This window comes from Kribbella sp. NPDC055110, assembly GCF_053607525.1.
The window spans coordinates 1-17,230 of record NZ_JBSGTS010000033.1 but is presented as its reverse complement, the minus strand read 5'-3'; the positions used below and the strand labels follow the sequence as shown (position 1 = coordinate 17,230).

Here is a 17,230-nt window from a genome sequence, read left to right as displayed (position 1 = left end):
ATCTCCACCGACAAGTCTTGAACGAATCGGACAGGCTTCACGGCTCGAAGCGGTAACCCATGCCCGGTTCGGTGAGGAGGTGTTTCGGGCGGGCGGGGTCGGGTTCGAGTTTGCGGCGGAGCTGGCCCATGTAGAAGCGGAGGTTGCCGCTGGCGGTCTCGTAGCCGGGGCCCCAGACCTCGGTGAGGAGCTGGCGCTGGGACATCAGCTTGCCGGGGTTGCGGACCAGGACCTCCAGCAGGTGCCACTCGGTCGGCGTCAGGCGGATGTCCTCGCCGTTCTCCAGGGTGACACGCTTGGCGGCGAGGTCGACGACGGCGCCGCCGACGGTCACGACCGGCTGGTCCTGAGCGATGTTGCTGCGCCGGAGTACGGCGCGCATCCGGGCCAGCAGCTCGTCGATCCCGAACGGCTTCGTCACGTAGTCGTCCGCGCCGGCGTCCAGCGCCTCGACCTTGTCGGTCTGGTCGGTGCGCCCGGACAGCACCAGGATCGGCGCGTCGGTCCAGCCGCGCAGTCCGCGGATCACGTCCACGCCGTCGAAGTCCGGCAGCCCGAGGTCGAGGATCACCAGCTCCGGCGGATGCTGCGCGGCGACCTTCAACGCCGACGTACCGGTGCCGGCCAGATGCACCTCGTACCCGCGCGCCTTCAGGTTGATCTGCAACGCCCGCACGATCTGCGGCTCGTCATCAACCACCAATACCCGAGTCACGTTGCTCCGATCGTTCGCGGGTGCCGGGGACCGGCGTATCAGTGGGGGCGGTCGGGATCGCCACCACCATGGTCAGTCCACCACCTGGGGTGTCCTCGGGCTGCAAAGTGCCGTGCATCGCCTCGGCGAGTCCTCGGGCCAGGGCGAGTCCGAGCCCGACGCCGACCGTGTTGTCGGTGTCGCCGAGCCGCTGGAACGGCGCGAACACCCGGTCCCGATGCTGCCGCGGGATGCCGGGCCCGCGGTCGATCACCCGGATCTCCACGGTGTCGCCGAGCGCGCTCCCGGTGACCAGCGGCGCCCGGCCGTCCGGCGAGTAGCGGATCGCGTTCGCCAGCAGGTTCGCGACCACGCGCTCCAGCAGCGTCGGATCCGCCTCGACCAGCGGCAGCGTGTGTGGGATGTCGACCGTGACCCGATCGGCGTCGTCCCCGAGCTCGGACAGTGCGCCGGGGAGGATCTCGTCGAGCGCCATCGGGCGCGTGAAGACGGGGAGTACGCCGGCCTGCAGGCGACTGAGGTCGAGCAGGTTGTCCACCAGCCGCGACAGCCGGTCTAGTGACTCGTCCGCGGTCTCCAGCAGCTCGGCCCGCTCGGATTCGCTCCACTCCACATCGTCGCTGCGCAGCGAAGTCACCGACGCCTTCGCCGACGCCAACGGGGATCTCAGGTCATGACCGACGGCCCGAAGCAGCGCCGTACGCAGCTTGTCGGCCTCGGCGAGCGGCTTCGCCTCGGCGGCCGCCTCACTCAACCGGGCCCGATCGACCAGCGCCGCCGCGTGCGCCGCGAACGCCCCGACCAGCCGCCGCTCGTCCGCCTCCAGCTGATGCCCTTGCAGCACCAGCACGAGGTCGTCGCGGGCCGGGATCTCCGCGTCGGCCTCCTCGGGCCGGGTGCAGGTGAGCGACCCGGCCGAGGCCACCGGTCGCCATACCTCGGTCAGCTCATCGTCGTCCACGCGCTCCATCAGGCACGCCCCGGTCATCCCGAACGCCTCGCGCACCCGCTCCAGCAGGGCGGGCAACGCCGTCTCGCCCCGCAGTACCGATCCGGCCAGGGTCGCCAACGTCTCCGATTCCGCGGCCGCCCGGGCCGCTTGTCTGGTACGGCGGGCCGCGCGGTCGACGACCGTACTGACCATGGCCGCGACCAGGATGAAGATCAGCAACGCCAACGCGTTGTTCAGCTCCGCGATCGTGAACGTCCGCTTCGGCGGGGTGAAGAACCAGTTCAGCACCAGCGAGCCCGCGATCGCGGTCACCATCGCCGGCCACATCCCGCCGACCAGCGCCACCACGACGACCGCGAACAGGAACGCCAGCACGTTGCTGGTCAGGTTGAGCGTGTCGCCGCCGAGCCCGAGGACCAGCGCGAGCACCGGCGGCAGAACGACGGCCAGCACGAAGCCCTGGATCTTCCGTTTCCGGGACACACTGCCCCGGATCCTGGGCAACCTGCCGCGGCCCATCAACGAGTGTGTGACGAGGTGTACGTCGATATCGCCGGAGTCACGGATCGTCGTGGACCCGATGCCCGGCCCGCTGAGCAATGTCGACAGCCTGCTCCGGCGCGAGCCGCCGAGGACGAGCTGAGTGGCGTTCTCGGCCCGCGCGAAGGTCAGCAGCGCGGTGGGTATGTCGTCGCCGACGACCTGGTGGTAGGTGCCGCCAAGCTTCTCGACCAGGTTCCGCTGCTGGGCGAGCTTGCTCGGGTTCGCGCCGGTCAGTCCGTCGGACCGCGCCACATGCACCGCGAGCAGATCGCCGCCGGACGACCGCGCCGCGATCCGCGCCGCACGCCGGATCAGCGTCTCGCCCTCGGGACCGCCGGTCAGCGCGACCACCACGCGCTCCCGGGCCTCCCACGTCGAGTCGATGTCGTGCTCCGCGCGGTACTGCTGCAGACCGGCGTCCACCCGGTCCGCCAGCCAGAGCAGCGCGAGCTCCCGCAGCGCCGACAGGTTGCCGACCCGGAAATAGTTGCCCAGGGCAGCGTCGATCTTGTCGGCGGCGTACACGTTCCCGTGGGCCATCCGCCGGCGCAGTGCCTCCGGCGTCATGTCGACGAGTTCGATCTGGTCCGCGGCCCGCACCACCCGGTCCGGGACCGTCTCCTGCTGCGGTACGCCGGTGATCTTCTCGACCACGTCGTTGATCGACTCGAGGTGCTGGATGTTCAACGTCGAGATCACGTCGATCCCGGCGTTCAGCAGCTCGTCGATGTCCTGCCAGCGCTTCTCGTGTCGGCTGCCCGGCACGTTGGTGTGCGCCATCTCGTCGATCAGCGCGACGTCCGGCCGCCGGGCCAGGACCGCGTCGAGGTCCATCTCGGTGAAGCTGGCGCCGCGGTAGTCGACGATCCGCCGCGGCACCGTCTCCAGGCCGTCGAGCATCTCGCCGGTGTACTTGCGGCCGTGGGTCTCCACGAAACCGACCGCGATGTCGGTTCCCCGGGCGCGCCGACGGCGGCCCTCGCTCAGCATCTTGTAGGTCTTCCCCACGCCGGGCGCGGCCCCCAGATAGATCCGCAGATGCCCGCGGCCGCGATTACTCATACACCCATGCTCCCAGCTCAGCCCAGCGCAGCCAGGGAGGCGTTGAGCTTGACCACGTTCACCCGGGGCTCCCCGAGGAAGCCCAGGGTCCGGCCCTCGGTGCTGTCCTTCACCAGCTTCTGGACCTGCGCGACGCTCAGGCCCCGCTCACGGGCGACCCGGTTGACCTGCAGAGCGGCGTAGGCCGGGCTGATGTTCGGATCGAGACCGCTACCGCTGGCGGTGACCGCGTCCGGCGGGACCTGGGACGGGGCGACGCCCTCGAGCGCCGCGACCGTCTTGCGCCGCTCGTCGATCGCGGCCACCAGGTCGGCGTTGTTCGGCCCGAGGTTCGAGCCGCCGCTGGCCTTCGCGTCGTAGTCGCTCGCGGACGGGCGGGTCTGGAACCACTTGGGGTCGGCGACCATGATCGCCTTGCCGTCGGAGTCCAACTTGCCGCTGTCCATCGTGTACGCCTGGCCGATCAGGTCGGAGGCGACCTCCTTGCCGTTCACCTTGATGATCGACCCGTTCGCGTTGCCGTGGAACAAAGCCTGGGCGACGCCGGTCATCACCAGCGGGTAGACGATCCCGAGGATCGCCGTGAAGACGAGCAGCGCCCTGAGCGCCACTCCGAACTGCCGGACCGAGCCGGGCAGGTTGCTTGCCATTGACAACTACCTCTCTCTACCGCAGCCCAGGGATCAACGAGATCACCAGGTCGAGGAGCTTGATTCCGACGAACGGGGTGATCAGACCGCCGACGCCGTACACGAGCAGGTTGCGCCGCAACATCGCCGACGCCGACGACGGCTTGTACCGGACGCCCCGCAGCGCCAGCGGCACGAGCGCCACGATGACGAGCGCGTTGAACACGATGGCGGACACGATCGCCGACTCCGGCGAGTGCAGCCCCATGATGTTCAGCTTGTCCAGACCCGGGTACGCCGCCGCGAACAACGCCGGCAGGATCGCGAAGTACTTCGCCACGTCGTTGGCGATCGAGAACGTGGTCAGCGAACCGCGGGTGATCAGCAACTGCTTGCCGATCTCGACGATCTCGATCAGCTTGGTCGGGTTGGAGTCGAGGTCGACCATGTTGCCGGCCTCCTTGGCGGCCGACGTCCCGCTGTTCATCGCCACGCCGACATCGGCCTGCGCCAGCGCCGGAGCGTCGTTGGTGCCGTCGCCGGTCATCGCGACCAGCCGGCCGCCCTCCTGCTCCTTCTTGATCAGCGCCATCTTGTCCTCGGGCGTCGCCTCGGCCAGGAAGTCGTCGACCCCGGCCTCGTCGGCGATCGCCTTCGCGGTCAGCGCGTTGTCGCCGGTGATCATCACGGTCCGGATGCCCATCGCGCGCATCTGGTCGAACCGTTCCCGCATCCCCGCCTTGACCACGTCCTTGAGGTGGATCACCCCGAGCGCGCGCGCCGTACCGTCGATGCTCTCGGCAACGACCAGCGGCGTACCGCCGGAGGCCGAGATCCCGTCGACGATCTCACCGAGCCGAGCGTCCGTCGTACCGCCGTGCTCGCCGATCCACGCGTTCACCGCACCCGCTGCGCCCTTGCGGACCTGCCGGTTGTCGACGTCCACGCCACTCATCCGGGTCTGCGCGGTGAACTCCACGAACGTTGCGTGCGGCAACTCTCCGGTGTGCCGCTCGCGCAGCCCGTAGCCGTTCTTCGCCAGTACGACGATCGACCGGCCCTCCGGCGTCTCGTCGGCGAGGCTGGACAGCTGCGCCGCGTCCGCGAGTTCGGTGTCGCTGACGCCCTGGACCGGGATGAACTCCGACGCCTGCCGGTTGCCCAGCGTGATGGTGCCGGTCTTGTCCAGCAGCAGGGTGTTCACGTCGCCCGCGGCCTCGACCGCGCGGCCGGACATCGCGAGCACGTTGCGCTGCACCAGCCGGTCCATGCCGGCGATACCGATCGCGGACAGCAGCGCACCGATCGTGGTCGGGATCAGGCAGACCAGCAGGGCCACCAGGATCACGATGCTCAGGTTCGTGTGCGCGTACGCCGCGAACGTCGGCAGCGTGACCGTCGCGATCAGGAACACGATCGTCAGGCTCGCCAGCAGGATGTTCAGCGCGATCTCGTTCGGCGTCTTCTGCCGCGAGGCGCCCTCGACCAGCGCGATCATCCGGTCGATGAAGCTCTCACCGGGCTTGGTGGTGATCTTCACGACGATCCGGTCGGACAGCACCTTCGTACCGCCGGTGACCGCACTGCGGTCGCCGCCGGACTCGCGGATGACCGGGGCCGACTCGCCGGTGATCGCCGACTCGTCGACGCTCGCGACGCCCTCGACGACGTCACCGTCGCCGGGGATGATCTGTCCGGCCTCGACGACGACCAGGTCGCCGAGCCGCAGTTGGGTGGCGGGAACCGCTTCCTCGTCGCCGCTCGCGGTCAGCCGGCGCGCGGTGGTCTCGGTCTTGGCGCGGCGCAGCGTCTCGGCCTGGGCCTTGCCCCGGCCTTCGGCGACGGCCTCCGCGAGGTTCGCGAAGATCACCGTCAGCCAGAGCCAGACCACGATCCACCAGACGAACACGCTCGAGTCGGTGAAGGCCAGGATCGTGGATCCGGCCGCACCCACCTCGACCACGAACATGACCGGGTTCTTCCACATCACCCGCGGATCGAGCTTGCGCAGCGCGTCCGGCAGCGACGTGAGCAACATCTTCGGGTCGAACAGACCCGACGACGTCTTCTTCGAAGGTGCCGCCGATGCTTGAACGGGCGGCTTGGTCAGCGTGGTCACAGTCCCTCCGCGAGGGGTCCGAGAGTCAGTGCGGGGAAGTAGGTCAGCCCGGTCACGATCAGGACGACACCGACGAGCATCGTGACGAACAGGGCCTTGTGAGTGGGCAGCGTGCCCTGGGTCACCGGGACCGGGTGCTGCCGCGCGAGCGATCCGGCGAGGGCGAGCGCGAACACGATCGGTACGAACCGGCCGAGGAGCATCACCAGCCCGAGAGCCGTGTTGTAGAAGGGGATGTTCGCGCTGATCCCGGCGAACGCGCTGCCGTTGTTGTTGCCGGCCGACGTGAAGGCGTACAGCACCTCCGAGAACCCGTGCGGGCTGTCGGTATTGAGGATCGAGGCACGCGCCGTCGCCAGGCCCATCGCGATCGAGGTCCCGACGAGGACCAGGGTCGGCGTGGTGAGGATGTAGAGCGAGACCAGCTTCATCTCGCGCGCGGTGATCTTCTTCTTCAGGTACTCCGGCGTACGGCCGACCATCAGGCCCGCGACGAACACCGCGAGTACGGCCAGGATCAACATGCCGTACAGCCCGGTCCCGGTACCACCTGGTGTCACTTCGCCCAGCATCATGTGGAACAGCGGCACGCCACCGCCGAGCGGCGTGAACGAGTCGTGCATCGAGTTCACGGCGCCGGTCGACGTACCCGTCGTGGAGACCGCGAACAGGGTCGACGCCCACTCACCGAAGCGGGTCTCCTTGCCCTCCATCGCGGCCCCGGCGGCCTGGGTCGCGGAGCCCGCGCCCTGGAGCTCGAAGAGCGTCGCGAGTACGACGAAAGCGGACCAGATGGTCGCCATCACGCCGAGGATCGCGTACCCCTGCCGCTTGTCCTTGACCATCACGCCGAATGTCCGGGTCAGGCACACCGGGATGACCAGCAGCAAGAAGATCTCGAACAGGTTGGACAACGGGTTCGGGTTCTCGAACGGGTGTGCGGAGTTGGCGTTGTAGTAGCCGCCGCCGTTGGTGCCCAGCTCCTTGATGACCTCCTGGCTGGCGACGGTGCCGCCCGGAAGGGTCTGCGTCTGGCCGACCACCGAGGTGACCTCGTGAGCGCCGGAGAAGTTCTGTACGACGCCCATCGCGACCAGCGCCACGGTCCCGATCACGGCGATCGGTAGCAACACCCGCAGTACGGTCCGGGTCAGGTCCACCCAGAAGTTGCCGAGCCGATCCGTCTTCGACCGGGAGAAGCCGCGGATCAGGGCGATCGCGACGACGATGCCGACGGCCGCGGACAGGAAGTTCTGCACCGCGAGACCGGCGAACTGGACCAGGTGGCCCATGACCGCCTCGGGCACGTAGCTCTGCCAGTCCGTGTTCGACACGAACGAGGCGGCGGTGTTGAACGCCAGCCCCGACTCCACGTTCGGCAGGCCGAGCGAGAGCGGCAGCCAGTGCTGCAGCCGCTGGAGCGAGTACAGCAGGACGACACTGAGCGCGGAGAACGCGAGCAGCGAGCGGGCATAGACTGCCCAGGTCTGATCGGCCTTCGAGTCGACGCCGAACAGTTTGTACGTCGCGCGCTCGATCCGCAGGTCCTTGTCGGACGTGTAGACCCGGGCCATGTACCCACCGAACGGACGGTAGACCGCCGCCAGGCACGCGAGGAGAAGGCCGACCTGCAACAGGCCGGCTGCGGTGTCGGACATCAGAACCTCTCGGGAAAGACCAGGGCGGCGATCAGATAGAGGACCAGAGCAGCGGCCACGACCAGGCCGGCGATGTTCTCGGCGCTCACAACTTCTCCACTCCACGCAACGCGAGCCAGACGGCCGCGAAGACGACGACGGTGACGGCGAGATAGATAACGTCAGACACGACGACCCTCAGCCACAACGAAAGTGCACATGCCTTCACTGCACACCGTTGACTGCCCGGTCAGGAGGGTTCTCGCAGGCCTCTCACACCCGCCGACACAGCTCTCACAGGCTTCTCACATACTTACGCCTGGCAAACCCAGCCAACAGATAAGGGAAGAACACGCACGTGACTGAACTGGACAGCACCGCCCCCGCCGAGCAGTTCTTCTCCGCGGAGACCCGGACCGCCCTGGCCGAGGCGAGCCGCAAGCTCGCCGAGCGGCTCCAGGCGCACACCGACGCCCTGCTCGCGATGACGGGCGACGAGGATCACACCACGCTGTTCGAGCACAACGCCGCGCTCGAAGGCGTGGTCGAGGACTGGAACGACGCGGTCTTCGAACACACCGGTACGTCGCCGTTGCTGCTGGACGACGCGGTCGACGACGAGGAGGACGAAGACGTCGAGGAGGACCAGGTGATCAGCGTGGTGTCGCGGTTCGACCTGCGCGTGTACGACCTGGACGCCCTGCTCGAGGCCGGACGCGCGGCGCAGGAGCGGCACCCGGCCGAACTGGACGAGTCCGGTGACCGTGACCCGGTGGACTCCGCCGAGCAGGCGATCTACGAGATCAGCCGTGAGGTCGGCGAGGCGTGGTTCGAGCTGCCCGGTATCGAGATGGTGGCCGGCGCCCGCGCGTACGTCGTACCCGAGCCGCCCTTCGAGCCGCTCGACGCGGACGCCGAGGACGTCGTCACCGAACTCATCGCCCCGAACGGCGTCGCCACCCACGCCGAGACCTGGGCCTAGGTCCTGTCTGGTAATCCAGCGCCGTAGCGAGGAGGTGCTCGGTGCGGTGCATCGGCGTGCGGGGGCGAAGGGGTCGATGCGGAGCATCGTTCCCTTTGCACCCGTGCGGCGAGGTGCCGTGCCGAGTGCCCCGCAGTAGGCGATGGATTGCCAGACAGGACCTAGACGAGCAGCTCTCCGTCCAGGATGGTGACCGCCGTACCGCCGAGGTTGACGCGGTCGCCGGCGACGGTGATCTGAAGTACTCCGCCGCGGGCGGACGCCTGGTAGCCGACCAGCGCGTCCCGCCCGAGGCGCGCCGACCAGTACGACGCCAGCGCGGTGTGCGCACTCCCGCACACCGGGTCCTCGGGGATGCCGGCCACCGGCGCGAAGAACCGCGAGACGAAGTCGTACTCGCCGTCGGCCGGTGCCGTCACGATCGTGCCCCGGTTGTGGTCGCGCCGGTTGATCTTCTCCAGCTGGGTCAGGTCCGGAGCAACCGCCCGCACCGCAGCCTCGTCCGCGAGCACGACCAGCACATCGGTCAACGGCCCAGTGCTGCAGACCTCCTCCGGCTTGGTGCCGAGGGCCTCGACGAGCCCGTCCGGTACGTCGATCGGCGCGACCGGAGAGATCGGGAAGTCCAAGATGATTCGGCCCTCGTCCACCGAGGCCGAGAGGATCCCGCTCCGGGTGCTGAAGCGGACCCGATCGGTGACGAGACTGTCGGCGACCAGGGCGTGCGTGGTCGCGAGCGTCGCGTGCCCGCACATGTCCACCTCGACGACCGGCGTGAACCACCGCAGGTCCCAGTCTGCATCCTCAGCCTCGGACGGCCGCGCGAACGCCGTCTCCGCGTGCTGCATCTCCGCGGCCACGCTCTGCATCCAGCCCTCGTCCGGCCAGGCACCCGCGTCGAGGATGCACACTCCGGCCGGATTCCCGGTGAAGGCCTGCTGGGCGAACGCGTCGACTACCCGAATCCTCATGGCTCGACGCTAACGACCGCCGTGGACCGGTTCCATATCCACTTTCGTCGCCAGTGGCCTTGAACCACCCGGCCGAACGGCCCGTGTCGAGGGTGTCCGACATCCCGATCGAGGGGGAAACGTCATGTCTTTGCGTTCGAAGGGCCGTCCACTCGCAGTCGCGACCACACTGGCCACCAGTCTGGCGCTGATCGCTCCGGCCACCGCTGACGCACACCGGTCCCGTCCGCCACTCGCCGTACAGCAGGTCAACCTGGTCTCCGACCAACCAGGGAAGGCTGCACTCCAGGATCCGGACCTGGTGAATCCGTGGGGTCTGTCGCTCGGCGCCACCACCCCGCTGTGGTCGTCCAACAACGGTACGTCGACGTCGACGCTGTACTCGTCCGCGCCCGGTTCGGGCACCGCCACGAAGGTGCCGACGGTCCGGGTGACCCTGCCGGCGCCGACCGGTCAGGTGGCCAACGGCGGCAGCGGGTTCGTGCTCAGCAACGGAACCGTCAGCGCTCCGGCCCGGTTCATCTTCGCCACCGAGACCGGCCAGATCGCCGCCTGGAGTCCGCAGGTCGACGCGCTGATCGGTCCGGCCGAGATCAAGGCCACGACGCCCGGTGCCGTGTACAAGGGACTGGCGCTGGCCGGAAACCAGCTGTACGCCGCCAACTTCGCCCAACGTCGGATCGACGTGTTCGACAGCTCGTTCCAGCCGGTGAAGCTGCCGCGCTGGGCGTTCCGGGACACCAGGCTGCCGAAGGGCTACGCACCCTTCAACGTGCAGACCCTGGACGACCGGATCTTCGTCGCCTACGCCTTGCTCGATCCGAAGACCAACGACGAGATCGCCGGCCCAGGTCGCGGGTTCGTCGACGAGTACACCGCCGACGGCAAGCTCGTCACCCGCGTCGCATCGCGCGGCACGCTGAACGCCCCGTGGGGCCTCGCCCTCGCCCCCGCCGCGTGGGGCCAGCCGGCCGGCACGCTGTTCGTCGGCAACTTCGGCGACGGGCACATCAGCGTCTTCCACCCGAAGCGGTACGGCGGCTACAGCTTCGCCGGCCTGCTCCGCACACCGTCAGGCAGGATCCTGGCGATCGACGGCCTCTGGGCCCTGCTCCAAGGCACCGCCACCACCGGCGGCACCGACGTCCTGTGGTTCTCCGCCGGCCCCGACGACGAATCCCACGGCCTCCTGGGCCAACTCCGCAAGCCGTAGACGGGGACCGGGGAGCTCTACCCACCTGCGAAGGCCAGTAGAACTCCCCGCTCCCTCGGCGTCAGTCGAGCGGGCGGAGTTCGTCGGCGTACGAGACGGAGACTCGGCGGAGTACGCCGTCCTTGACCGAGTACTGACCCATGCGCCACAGAGGCGGGCTGTAGGCGTGGACGGTGACGCTCCCCTTGTCCAGGCCGACAACGCGGTGGATGTGGTCCGGGCCGAAGCCGTACACGTCGCCGGCCTCGATCTCGGTCTCGACCGACTCGACGCCGATGGCCAGGTTGTGCTCGACGAGCTTCCCGCGGGCGACCGCGACGGCGCCGGAGGAGACGTCGTGGTCGTGCCAGCCGGTGTCGTTGACCGGGGTCCAGCAGATCAGCCAGACGTCGACGTTGGCGTCGCGGTGCAGCGAGGCGAAGACGCGCTCGTCGTCGCTGTAGGCGACCTTGTCCTCCCACAGGTGCGGCTGCGCAGCGAGGCCGCCGGCCAGCTCGGCCAGCTCGTCAGGGGTGAGATCACGTCCCGGAAGGTCGTCGAGGGACAGACAGTTGTTGAGCTCCACGAGCCGGCTGGCCTGGCGAGCCGGGACGTTGGGTACGTCGATTGGCTGAGCAGTCACTGCACTCCCCTCTCAGGAGTAGATGTACCGGAGCCGAACAGCAGCCGGTGTGGATTGTCGTGGCGGATCACCGCGGTCGCGGCGTCGCCCTGGCGGAGTTCGGTGCTGTCGGCGTACGGCCGGTCGGTGCCGTGCACGACCTGGTCGATGCCGAGCACCCGCGCGACCGCGTCGATCCCTTGCGGGCCGTAGCTCGACGTGTCGACGTACAGATTCGGGTCGATGGTCCCGAGCCGCCCGCCGCGCGCGGCCAGCCGCTCGTGGTGCACCGGCGCGAGACCGGCGGCGGCAACGAAGCACAACCGGAGATTCGGGTACGAGCGTCGCCCGCCGAAGGCATGCCACGCCCACCAGGCCGCCTGCAACTGTGCCGTGTAATCGACGACAGGCGCCCACCAGCCCGGTGCCTCGGCCGGTCGCGCCGTACCGGGGTGCACCAGGATCGGCCGACTGGCTCGCTCGGCGACGCGCAGCAGTTCCGCCTGCGCCTCCCAACCTTTCGGTGTGCCGAGGACGTGCGCCGGCAACTGCAGTCCCAGAAACCCCTTGTTCAGAAGGGATTCCAGCCCGGTGACATCAGGCTCGAGCAGGTCGACGGAAGCCCACGCCCGGAACGGCTTCGGGAACTCCGCGGCCCCGTCGTGCCAGGCGGCGAGCAGCTCCGCGTCCCCGAGTTCCTCGACGCCGAGCGGACTCGACAGCGACACGGCGGCCAGCGTCGTACCGGAGTCCTGCTCCAGCGCGACCCGCTTACCGAGCTCGTGCGCCGCCGGATCCACGTCGTACGGCGCTTCGCACGTGGTGTGCAGCGTCCAGCCGTCCAAGTACGGCGGCTCGCGGCGGGCCCGGAGCCGGTCGACGAAAGCTTCCGGCCACAGATGCTGGTGGACGTCGATCATCGGCTCCTCCTCTCGCCCGTTTGATCAGATTGAAGCGCTTCAGGATGTTTAGAGTGAAGCGCTTCAAACGGCCTGGTGTCAAGTTTCTGTCCGAGGCTCGGGCTAGGGTCATGGACATGTCCGGAACCAGCCGGAGGCCGACCCTCAAGGACATCGCCGCCGAGACCGGGCTCTCGATGGCCGCCGTGTCGTACGCACTGCGCGGTCTGCACGGCACGCCCGAGACCAGGCAGCGCGTCCAGGACGCCGCCGAGCGCCTCGGCTACCAGGCCGATCCGGTCGCCCGCGCGCTCGCCTCCGGCCGGAGCGGATCCATCGGCGTGCTGTGCGCCTCGCTCGAGGACCTCTGGCAGCAACGCGTCGCCGCCGCGCTCGGCCGCGAGCTCCTGGCCCCGGACCGGAACGCCTGGATCATCGACTCGGCCGGCGACGCCGACCGCCAACTCGAGCTCGCCCAGCACCTGGTCGACCACCGCGCCGACGCGATCGTGGTGATCCCGATCGACCCGGCCGCGAAGGCCTGGGCCGCGATCGCCCAGCAGGCTCCGGTGATCGCGATCGGCGACGCGCTGCCCGGCGCGAAGGCGAAGTCCGAGGTGATCCTCGACAACGAGACCGGCGTGAGTACGGCGCTGCGCCGCCTGTCCGACGCCGGCCACCGGGACATCGCCGTACTGAGCGCGACCCGTCGCCTCGAAGTGGAGCGCCCCGCCGAGGAGATCGCACAACGCGTCGCGGCCGACCTCGGCCTGAAGATCCGCCTGCTGAAATGCCCGCACGACCTGGCCGGCGCGACCGCCGTCGCCCGGACGCTGCTGTCCGGCACGGGGCGCCCGACCGGCATCCTCGCACTCGCCGACTCGATGGCCTTCGGCGTGTACGCCGCCTCCCGCGAGCTCGGCCTGCGAATCCCGGAAGACCTGTCCCTGCTCGGCTACGACGACCAGCCGATGTCCCAGCTGCTCACGCCGCCGCTGTCGACGTTCCACTGGCCGCTCGACGAGCTGGTCAGCCACGTCGTCTCCCGCGTCACGTCCGCCGTCGACACCAACCGCCGCGTCCGCCGGACCACGCTCACGCCGACCCTGATCGAACGCGGCTCGGTCGCCGCCCCGCCCAGCAGTGTCCCGTGAGCGAGACGGCGAACGACGCGCGACAGGTTCCACGCCCTCGAAACTAGACTAACTCACTACACTTACTTCCCGGTGTCCATGATCCGGACGCCCGCGAGCTCCTCGGTCGCCGCCCACACCCGCCGCGCCAGCTCCTCGTCGTACGAGATCGGCGACGACCGCACCTTGCTGAACCGGTCGTAGTACCCCGTCGGCGCTTCCTCGCCGATCGCCAGTCGGACGATCGGCTCGGCGCCCTTCCGCGCGGGAAGCGCGAACGCGGTGATCGCCGCGACCTGCCAGCGCGGGAACTGGCGCCCGAGGTCCGTTCGCACGACGCCGGGATGTACGGCGACGACGTTCCAGTCGGGTCGTCGACGCTGCAGCTCGTACGTGAACAAGAGGTTGGCGAGCTTGCTCCGGCTGTAGGTCAGGAACGGGTCGAACGCCTCAGGCCCGTCCGCCAACCGCTCCGGATCGACCCGTACCGTCCCACCGCGCATCGGCGAACGGTGCCCCTCGGAATTCACGTTCACGACCCGCCCGCCGGCCGGAATCAGCGGCGCTAGCAACGCTAGCGTCGACCACGGCGCCAGATGATGTACGGCGAGATTGAGCTCGACCCCGTCCGCACTCTCCTGCCGCGTCGGCGTCATCACACCCGCGTTGTTGATCAGCACGTCGACCCGCCCGACGTCCGCCACCCCGGCCGCGACCCGCTCGACACCAGCCTTCGCCGACACATCCGCCACAATCACCGTCGCCTCCGGCAACCGCTCCCGAAGTGCCGCCGCCCGCCCCGCATCCCGCCCCACCAGAACCAGCCGATGCCCACCCTCAGCCAACCCCTCAGCAACCCGCCGCCCAATCCCCGAAGTAGCCCCCACCACGACAACCGTGCTCACAACTCACCCCCGCCACCGACGCGCGCCGCAGCTCCGGGCGCGGTTCTGCGCACGCGACCCATCGCTCCGTCTCGGCCCACCCACAGCCGCGCGACAGATCCCGGCACGGTTCCGCCCGGCGCCACCGTGCTCACGGTTTGATGCCGTTCAGGCCGACGGCGTTGGTGAGGATGCGGTCGCGGAGGGCGGCCGGGAGTTTGGGGAGGATTGCACCGAGGGTGCGGGCCTCGGCGACGGCGTACCGGCGCTTGGGGCGGCGCGCTTCGACCGCCCGGACGATGACCTCGGCGACCTTGTCCACCGGACCGGGCTTGAAGCGGGCCATCGCCTTCTCGTAGGCGGCCAGGTGCGGCTGATACAGGCTGATTCGGTCCCGGTCGGCGTACTGCATCGCGGCGTCCGCAGCAGCGCCGGCACGCGCGAAGATCTCCGTCTCGGTCGTCCCGGGCTCGATCACCACGACCGGGATCTTCCACGCCGCCAGCTCCAACCGAAGCGCATTCGACATCGCCTCCAGCCCAGCCTTGCTCGCCGACAACGCCCCAAGCAAAGGCATCGCCACCCGCCCCGTCGGAGCACCAACATTCACAATCCGCCCCACAACCGCCCGGCGCGCCCCCGCCCCCTCACGGAGTAATGAACCGTCCGCCGCCCCGGATGAGGAACTGCCCACTCCCGCCCCAGCGCGGGATGCCGCTCCATCCGCCGCCGTGCGCGGTGACGAACCGTCCGCTACCGCCCCAGCCTGGGATGGCGATCCGTCCGCCGCCGTCTCCGTGCGGAGTGACGAACCGTCCGTCGCGGAACCCGCGCGGAGGAGGGGTAGGAACTCGCGGATTACTGAGGCTGGGCCGAGAGTGTTCACCTCCAACTGCCGCCGCCACTCGTCTGCCGGTACCAGTTCGACTGGGCCCTGCACGATCACGCCGGCGTTGTTGATCACCGCCCACAGCCCGTCGACCTCACCCGCGACCCGCTTGGCCGCCGCCGCGACACTCTCCGGATCCGTCACATCCAGCGGCAGCACGCGCACCTCCGGCCCGAAATCGGCCCGTCCGCGCGCCCCGGCGTACACCGTGAATCCTCGGCGTCGCAGCAGCTCGACCGTCGCCGTACCGATGCCGCCGGTCGATCCGGTGACGAGAACCACCCGTCCTTGCGTCATATCGACTCCCTTGAGATGTTCTCCAGGACATGTCCCTTGGGACATATGCGAGCATGCACGTGTCCGTGGGGACATGTCAAGATGGCGTACGACGTCAGCGAGGAGGCGGTATGTCGTTGCGGCACGGGCTGCTCGGGCTGCTCGCCGAGGGGCCGGCCAGCGGGTACGACCTGGCCCGGCGGTTCACCGAGGTCCTCGGTTCGATCTGGCCGGCGCAGCACCCGAAGATCTACGCCGAGCTGAACAAGCTCGCCGCCGAGGGGCTGGTCGAGGTCGAGAGCGAGGGGCCGCGGCGGCGGAAGGCGTACCGGATCACCGACACCGGAGTGGCCGAGGTGAGGCGCTGGCTGACCGAGGTCGACGTCGACCACACCATGCGGCTCCAACCGCTGCTGCGGTCACTGTTCTTCTGGATGATGGACACCGACGAACTGCAACGCCACCTCGAGTCGGAAGCGCAGTACTACCGCCAGTTGGCCGACCAGTACCGCGACTACGCCGCCCGCAAAGACCGCGGCGAATTCGGCTACAGCGAACAAACCCAGTCCATGCGCGTAACCATCGAAGCAGGCATCCGCCTCTACACGGCCCTAGCCGACTGGGCCAACTGGGCCCAAACAGTCCCCCCCGCCAAACCCACCCCACCCCCCCACCCCTAACCAACCCACACCCCAGCCACACACATCCCGCGCACCCACCCGCGCCACCCAGCACCCCCGCGCCGCCCGCCCCCCGCGCCGCCGACGCATGCGCCACCTGCGTCCGCGCGCCCCGTGCCACCGAGCGCCCCCGCGCCGCGCGCCACCCGCGCCCCGCGGCCCGACGCCCTCGCGTCACCTGCGGCCACCGCCCGCGCCACCTGTGCAATCCACCCGCACTCACCCACGCCACACACATCCCGCGCGCCCACTCACCCGCGCACACAGCCCGCACTCACCCGCGCCACACATCCCGCGCGCTCACCCACCCGCGCTCACGCGCCAGCGCTCGCCCACGCCGCGCTCGTCCATCCGCGCACTCCCCTTCATGCGCGCGCTCGCGTCACCTGCCCGCGCCGTCGACGAATACACGAGTGGATATCCCCTCGTGTTGGGGGTTCTCCCCTCGTACACCAGCAGAGAACCCACCACACCAGGGGATATCCACTCGTGTGACTGAACCCGTGGTGGCCTGACTCGCTTGGTGGGAGGGTTTCAGCGCCTCCCCTGGATGCGGAGTCCACCGGACTCTTCCTGGCACAGTTGGAGGTGGGGTTGGGGAGGGTTTTCTACCCGGATCGGGAAGGAACCCTCCCCAACCCCACCCATCCGCTGCCTCCCACAACACGCACGCAGGCGAGTGGGTAGGTGCGCGCGGGTGGCGGGGGCGCGGGACGCGGGTGGCTCGGGACGCGTGGCGCGGGTGGTGCGGGCGTGAGGCCGCAGGTGGCGCGTGGCGCCGGGCGCGGGTGGCGGGGCGCAGGTGGCACGTGGCGCAGGGCCGCGGGTGGCGCGGGTGGCGCGGGACGCGTGGCGCGGGTGGTGCGGGCGTGAGGCCGCAGGTGACGCGAGGGCGTCGGGCCGCGCGGGCGCGGGTGGCCCGCGGCGCAGGGGCAGGGGGTGGCACGGGCGCGCGGACGCAGGTGGCGCATGCGCCCGTCGGCGGTGCGCGGCGCGGGTGGCGCGCGGCGCGGGGGCGCTCGGTGGCACGGGGCGCGCGGACGCA

The 17,230-nt window shown here is 69.6% G+C and carries 15 protein-coding genes; 4 read left to right on the top strand and 11 right to left on the bottom strand.

Annotated elements, in window-relative coordinates:
* Window positions 1-37 precede the first annotated feature (37 nt).
* The 6 genes from ACWF0M_RS34010 to kdpF form a co-directional block, all read right to left on the bottom strand.
* The gene (locus tag ACWF0M_RS34010) at window positions 38-715 is read right to left on the bottom strand and encodes a response regulator (RefSeq protein ID WP_329004249.1); all 678 of its coding nucleotides are present in this window, start codon (window positions 713-715) and stop codon (window positions 38-40) included.
* Window positions 693-3,272 carry a DUF4118 domain-containing protein gene (locus ACWF0M_RS34005; RefSeq protein WP_452239847.1) on the bottom strand — a complete coding sequence of 860 codons (2,580 nt, stop codon included), beginning with the start codon at window positions 3,270-3,272 and terminating at the stop codon, window positions 693-695. Before ACWF0M_RS34005 ends, ACWF0M_RS34010 begins: the two co-directional genes overlap by 23 nt.
* Before the next feature lie 17 nt (window positions 3,273-3,289).
* Window positions 3,290-3,922, bottom strand: a complete 633-nt coding sequence (gene kdpC, locus ACWF0M_RS34000) for a K(+)-transporting ATPase subunit C (protein ID WP_452239846.1) — start codon at window positions 3,920-3,922, stop codon at window positions 3,290-3,292.
* Window positions 3,923-3,938: 16 nt separating this feature from the next.
* A complete protein-coding gene (gene kdpB / locus ACWF0M_RS33995) occupies window positions 3,939-5,939 on the bottom strand; it encodes a potassium-transporting ATPase subunit KdpB (protein WP_452239886.1) in 2,001 nt (666 codons plus the stop codon).
* Between the two features lie 77 nt (window positions 5,940-6,016).
* Entirely contained in the window at window positions 6,017-7,678 is a 1,662-nt protein-coding gene (gene kdpA / locus ACWF0M_RS33990; protein ID WP_452239845.1) for a potassium-transporting ATPase subunit KdpA, read from the bottom strand.
* Window positions 7,678-7,767 (bottom strand): K(+)-transporting ATPase subunit F, encoded by a 90-nt coding sequence (gene kdpF, locus ACWF0M_RS33985; RefSeq protein WP_327638555.1) that lies wholly within the window; start codon window positions 7,765-7,767, stop codon window positions 7,678-7,680. Before kdpF ends, kdpA begins: the two co-directional genes overlap by 1 nt.
* Before the next feature lie 248 nt (window positions 7,768-8,015).
* On the opposite strand from kdpF, the gene ACWF0M_RS33980 reads away from it, so the two are divergent.
* Entirely contained in the window at window positions 8,016-8,639 is a 624-nt protein-coding gene (locus tag ACWF0M_RS33980) for a hypothetical protein (protein WP_452239844.1), read from the top strand.
* A 161-nt stretch (window positions 8,640-8,800) separates the two neighbouring features.
* Here ACWF0M_RS33980 and ACWF0M_RS33975 read toward each other — a convergent pair whose 3' ends face one another.
* Window positions 8,801-9,610 carry a PhzF family phenazine biosynthesis protein gene (locus tag ACWF0M_RS33975; RefSeq protein ID WP_452239843.1) on the bottom strand — a complete coding sequence of 270 codons (810 nt, stop codon included), beginning with the start codon at window positions 9,608-9,610 and terminating at the stop codon, window positions 8,801-8,803.
* 124 nt (window positions 9,611-9,734) lie between these two features.
* Here ACWF0M_RS33975 and ACWF0M_RS33970 point away from each other — a divergent pair, with 124 nt between their 5' ends.
* Entirely contained in the window at window positions 9,735-10,823 is a 1,089-nt protein-coding gene (locus ACWF0M_RS33970) for a TIGR03118 family protein (protein WP_452239842.1), read from the top strand.
* 61 nt (window positions 10,824-10,884) lie between these two features.
* Here the strand turns inward: ACWF0M_RS33970 and ACWF0M_RS33965 are convergent, their stop codons facing one another.
* Together ACWF0M_RS33965 and ACWF0M_RS33960 are read right to left on the bottom strand one after the other, a co-directional pair.
* Window positions 10,885-11,445 carry a cysteine dioxygenase gene (locus ACWF0M_RS33965; RefSeq protein ID WP_452239841.1) on the bottom strand — a complete coding sequence of 187 codons (561 nt, stop codon included), beginning with the start codon at window positions 11,443-11,445 and terminating at the stop codon, window positions 10,885-10,887.
* Window positions 11,442-12,344 (bottom strand): amidohydrolase family protein, encoded by a 903-nt coding sequence (locus ACWF0M_RS33960; RefSeq protein ID WP_452239840.1) that lies wholly within the window; start codon window positions 12,342-12,344, stop codon window positions 11,442-11,444. The genes ACWF0M_RS33965 and ACWF0M_RS33960 overlap by 4 nt, the downstream gene beginning before the upstream one ends.
* A gap of 116 nt (window positions 12,345-12,460) precedes the next feature.
* Between ACWF0M_RS33960 and ACWF0M_RS33955 the strand changes: the two genes are divergently transcribed.
* Entirely contained in the window at window positions 12,461-13,477 is a 1,017-nt protein-coding gene (locus ACWF0M_RS33955) for a LacI family DNA-binding transcriptional regulator (protein WP_452239839.1), read from the top strand.
* 62 nt (window positions 13,478-13,539) lie between these two features.
* Here the strand turns inward: ACWF0M_RS33955 and ACWF0M_RS33950 are convergent, their stop codons facing one another.
* Both ACWF0M_RS33950 and ACWF0M_RS33945 read right to left on the bottom strand, forming a co-directional pair.
* Window positions 13,540-14,343, bottom strand: coding sequence for an SDR family NAD(P)-dependent oxidoreductase (locus ACWF0M_RS33950; protein WP_452239885.1), 804 nt, complete (start codon window positions 14,341-14,343; stop codon window positions 13,540-13,542).
* 148 nt (window positions 14,344-14,491) lie between these two features.
* Window positions 14,492-15,526, bottom strand: coding sequence for an SDR family NAD(P)-dependent oxidoreductase (locus ACWF0M_RS33945; protein WP_452239838.1), 1,035 nt, complete (start codon window positions 15,524-15,526; stop codon window positions 14,492-14,494).
* A 110-nt stretch (window positions 15,527-15,636) separates the two neighbouring features.
* Here ACWF0M_RS33945 and ACWF0M_RS33940 point away from each other — a divergent pair, with 110 nt between their 5' ends.
* On the top strand, window positions 15,637-16,185 hold the full coding sequence (locus ACWF0M_RS33940; protein ID WP_452239837.1) for a helix-turn-helix transcriptional regulator: 549 nt from the start codon (window positions 15,637-15,639) through the stop codon (window positions 16,183-16,185).
* The last annotated feature ends 1,045 nt before the right edge of the window (window positions 16,186-17,230 follow it).

Coding starts and splice junctions, on each gene's coding strand:
- ACWF0M_RS33970 (WP_452239842.1), top strand. CDS start 9,735: ATGTCTTTGCGTTCGAAGGGCCGTCCACTCGCAGTCGCGACCACACTG.
- ACWF0M_RS33975 (WP_452239843.1), bottom strand. CDS start 9,610: ATGAGGATTCGGGTAGTCGACGCGTTCGCCCAGCAGGCCTTCACCGGG.
- ACWF0M_RS33940 (WP_452239837.1), top strand. CDS start 15,637: ATGTCGTTGCGGCACGGGCTGCTCGGGCTGCTCGCCGAGGGGCCGGCC.
- kdpC (WP_452239846.1), bottom strand. CDS start 3,922: ATGGCAAGCAACCTGCCCGGCTCGGTCCGGCAGTTCGGAGTGGCGCTC.
- ACWF0M_RS33945 (WP_452239838.1), bottom strand. CDS start 15,526: ATGACGCAAGGACGGGTGGTTCTCGTCACCGGATCGACCGGCGGCATC.
- kdpA (WP_452239845.1), bottom strand. CDS start 7,678: ATGTCCGACACCGCAGCCGGCCTGTTGCAGGTCGGCCTTCTCCTCGCG.
- kdpB (WP_452239886.1), bottom strand. CDS start 5,939: ATGTTGCTCACGTCGCTGCCGGACGCGCTGCGCAAGCTCGATCCGCGG.
- ACWF0M_RS33955 (WP_452239839.1), top strand. CDS start 12,461: ATGTCCGGAACCAGCCGGAGGCCGACCCTCAAGGACATCGCCGCCGAG.
- ACWF0M_RS34005 (WP_452239847.1), bottom strand. CDS start 3,272: ATGAGTAATCGCGGCCGCGGGCATCTGCGGATCTATCTGGGGGCCGCG.
- ACWF0M_RS33960 (WP_452239840.1), bottom strand. CDS start 12,344: ATGATCGACGTCCACCAGCATCTGTGGCCGGAAGCTTTCGTCGACCGG.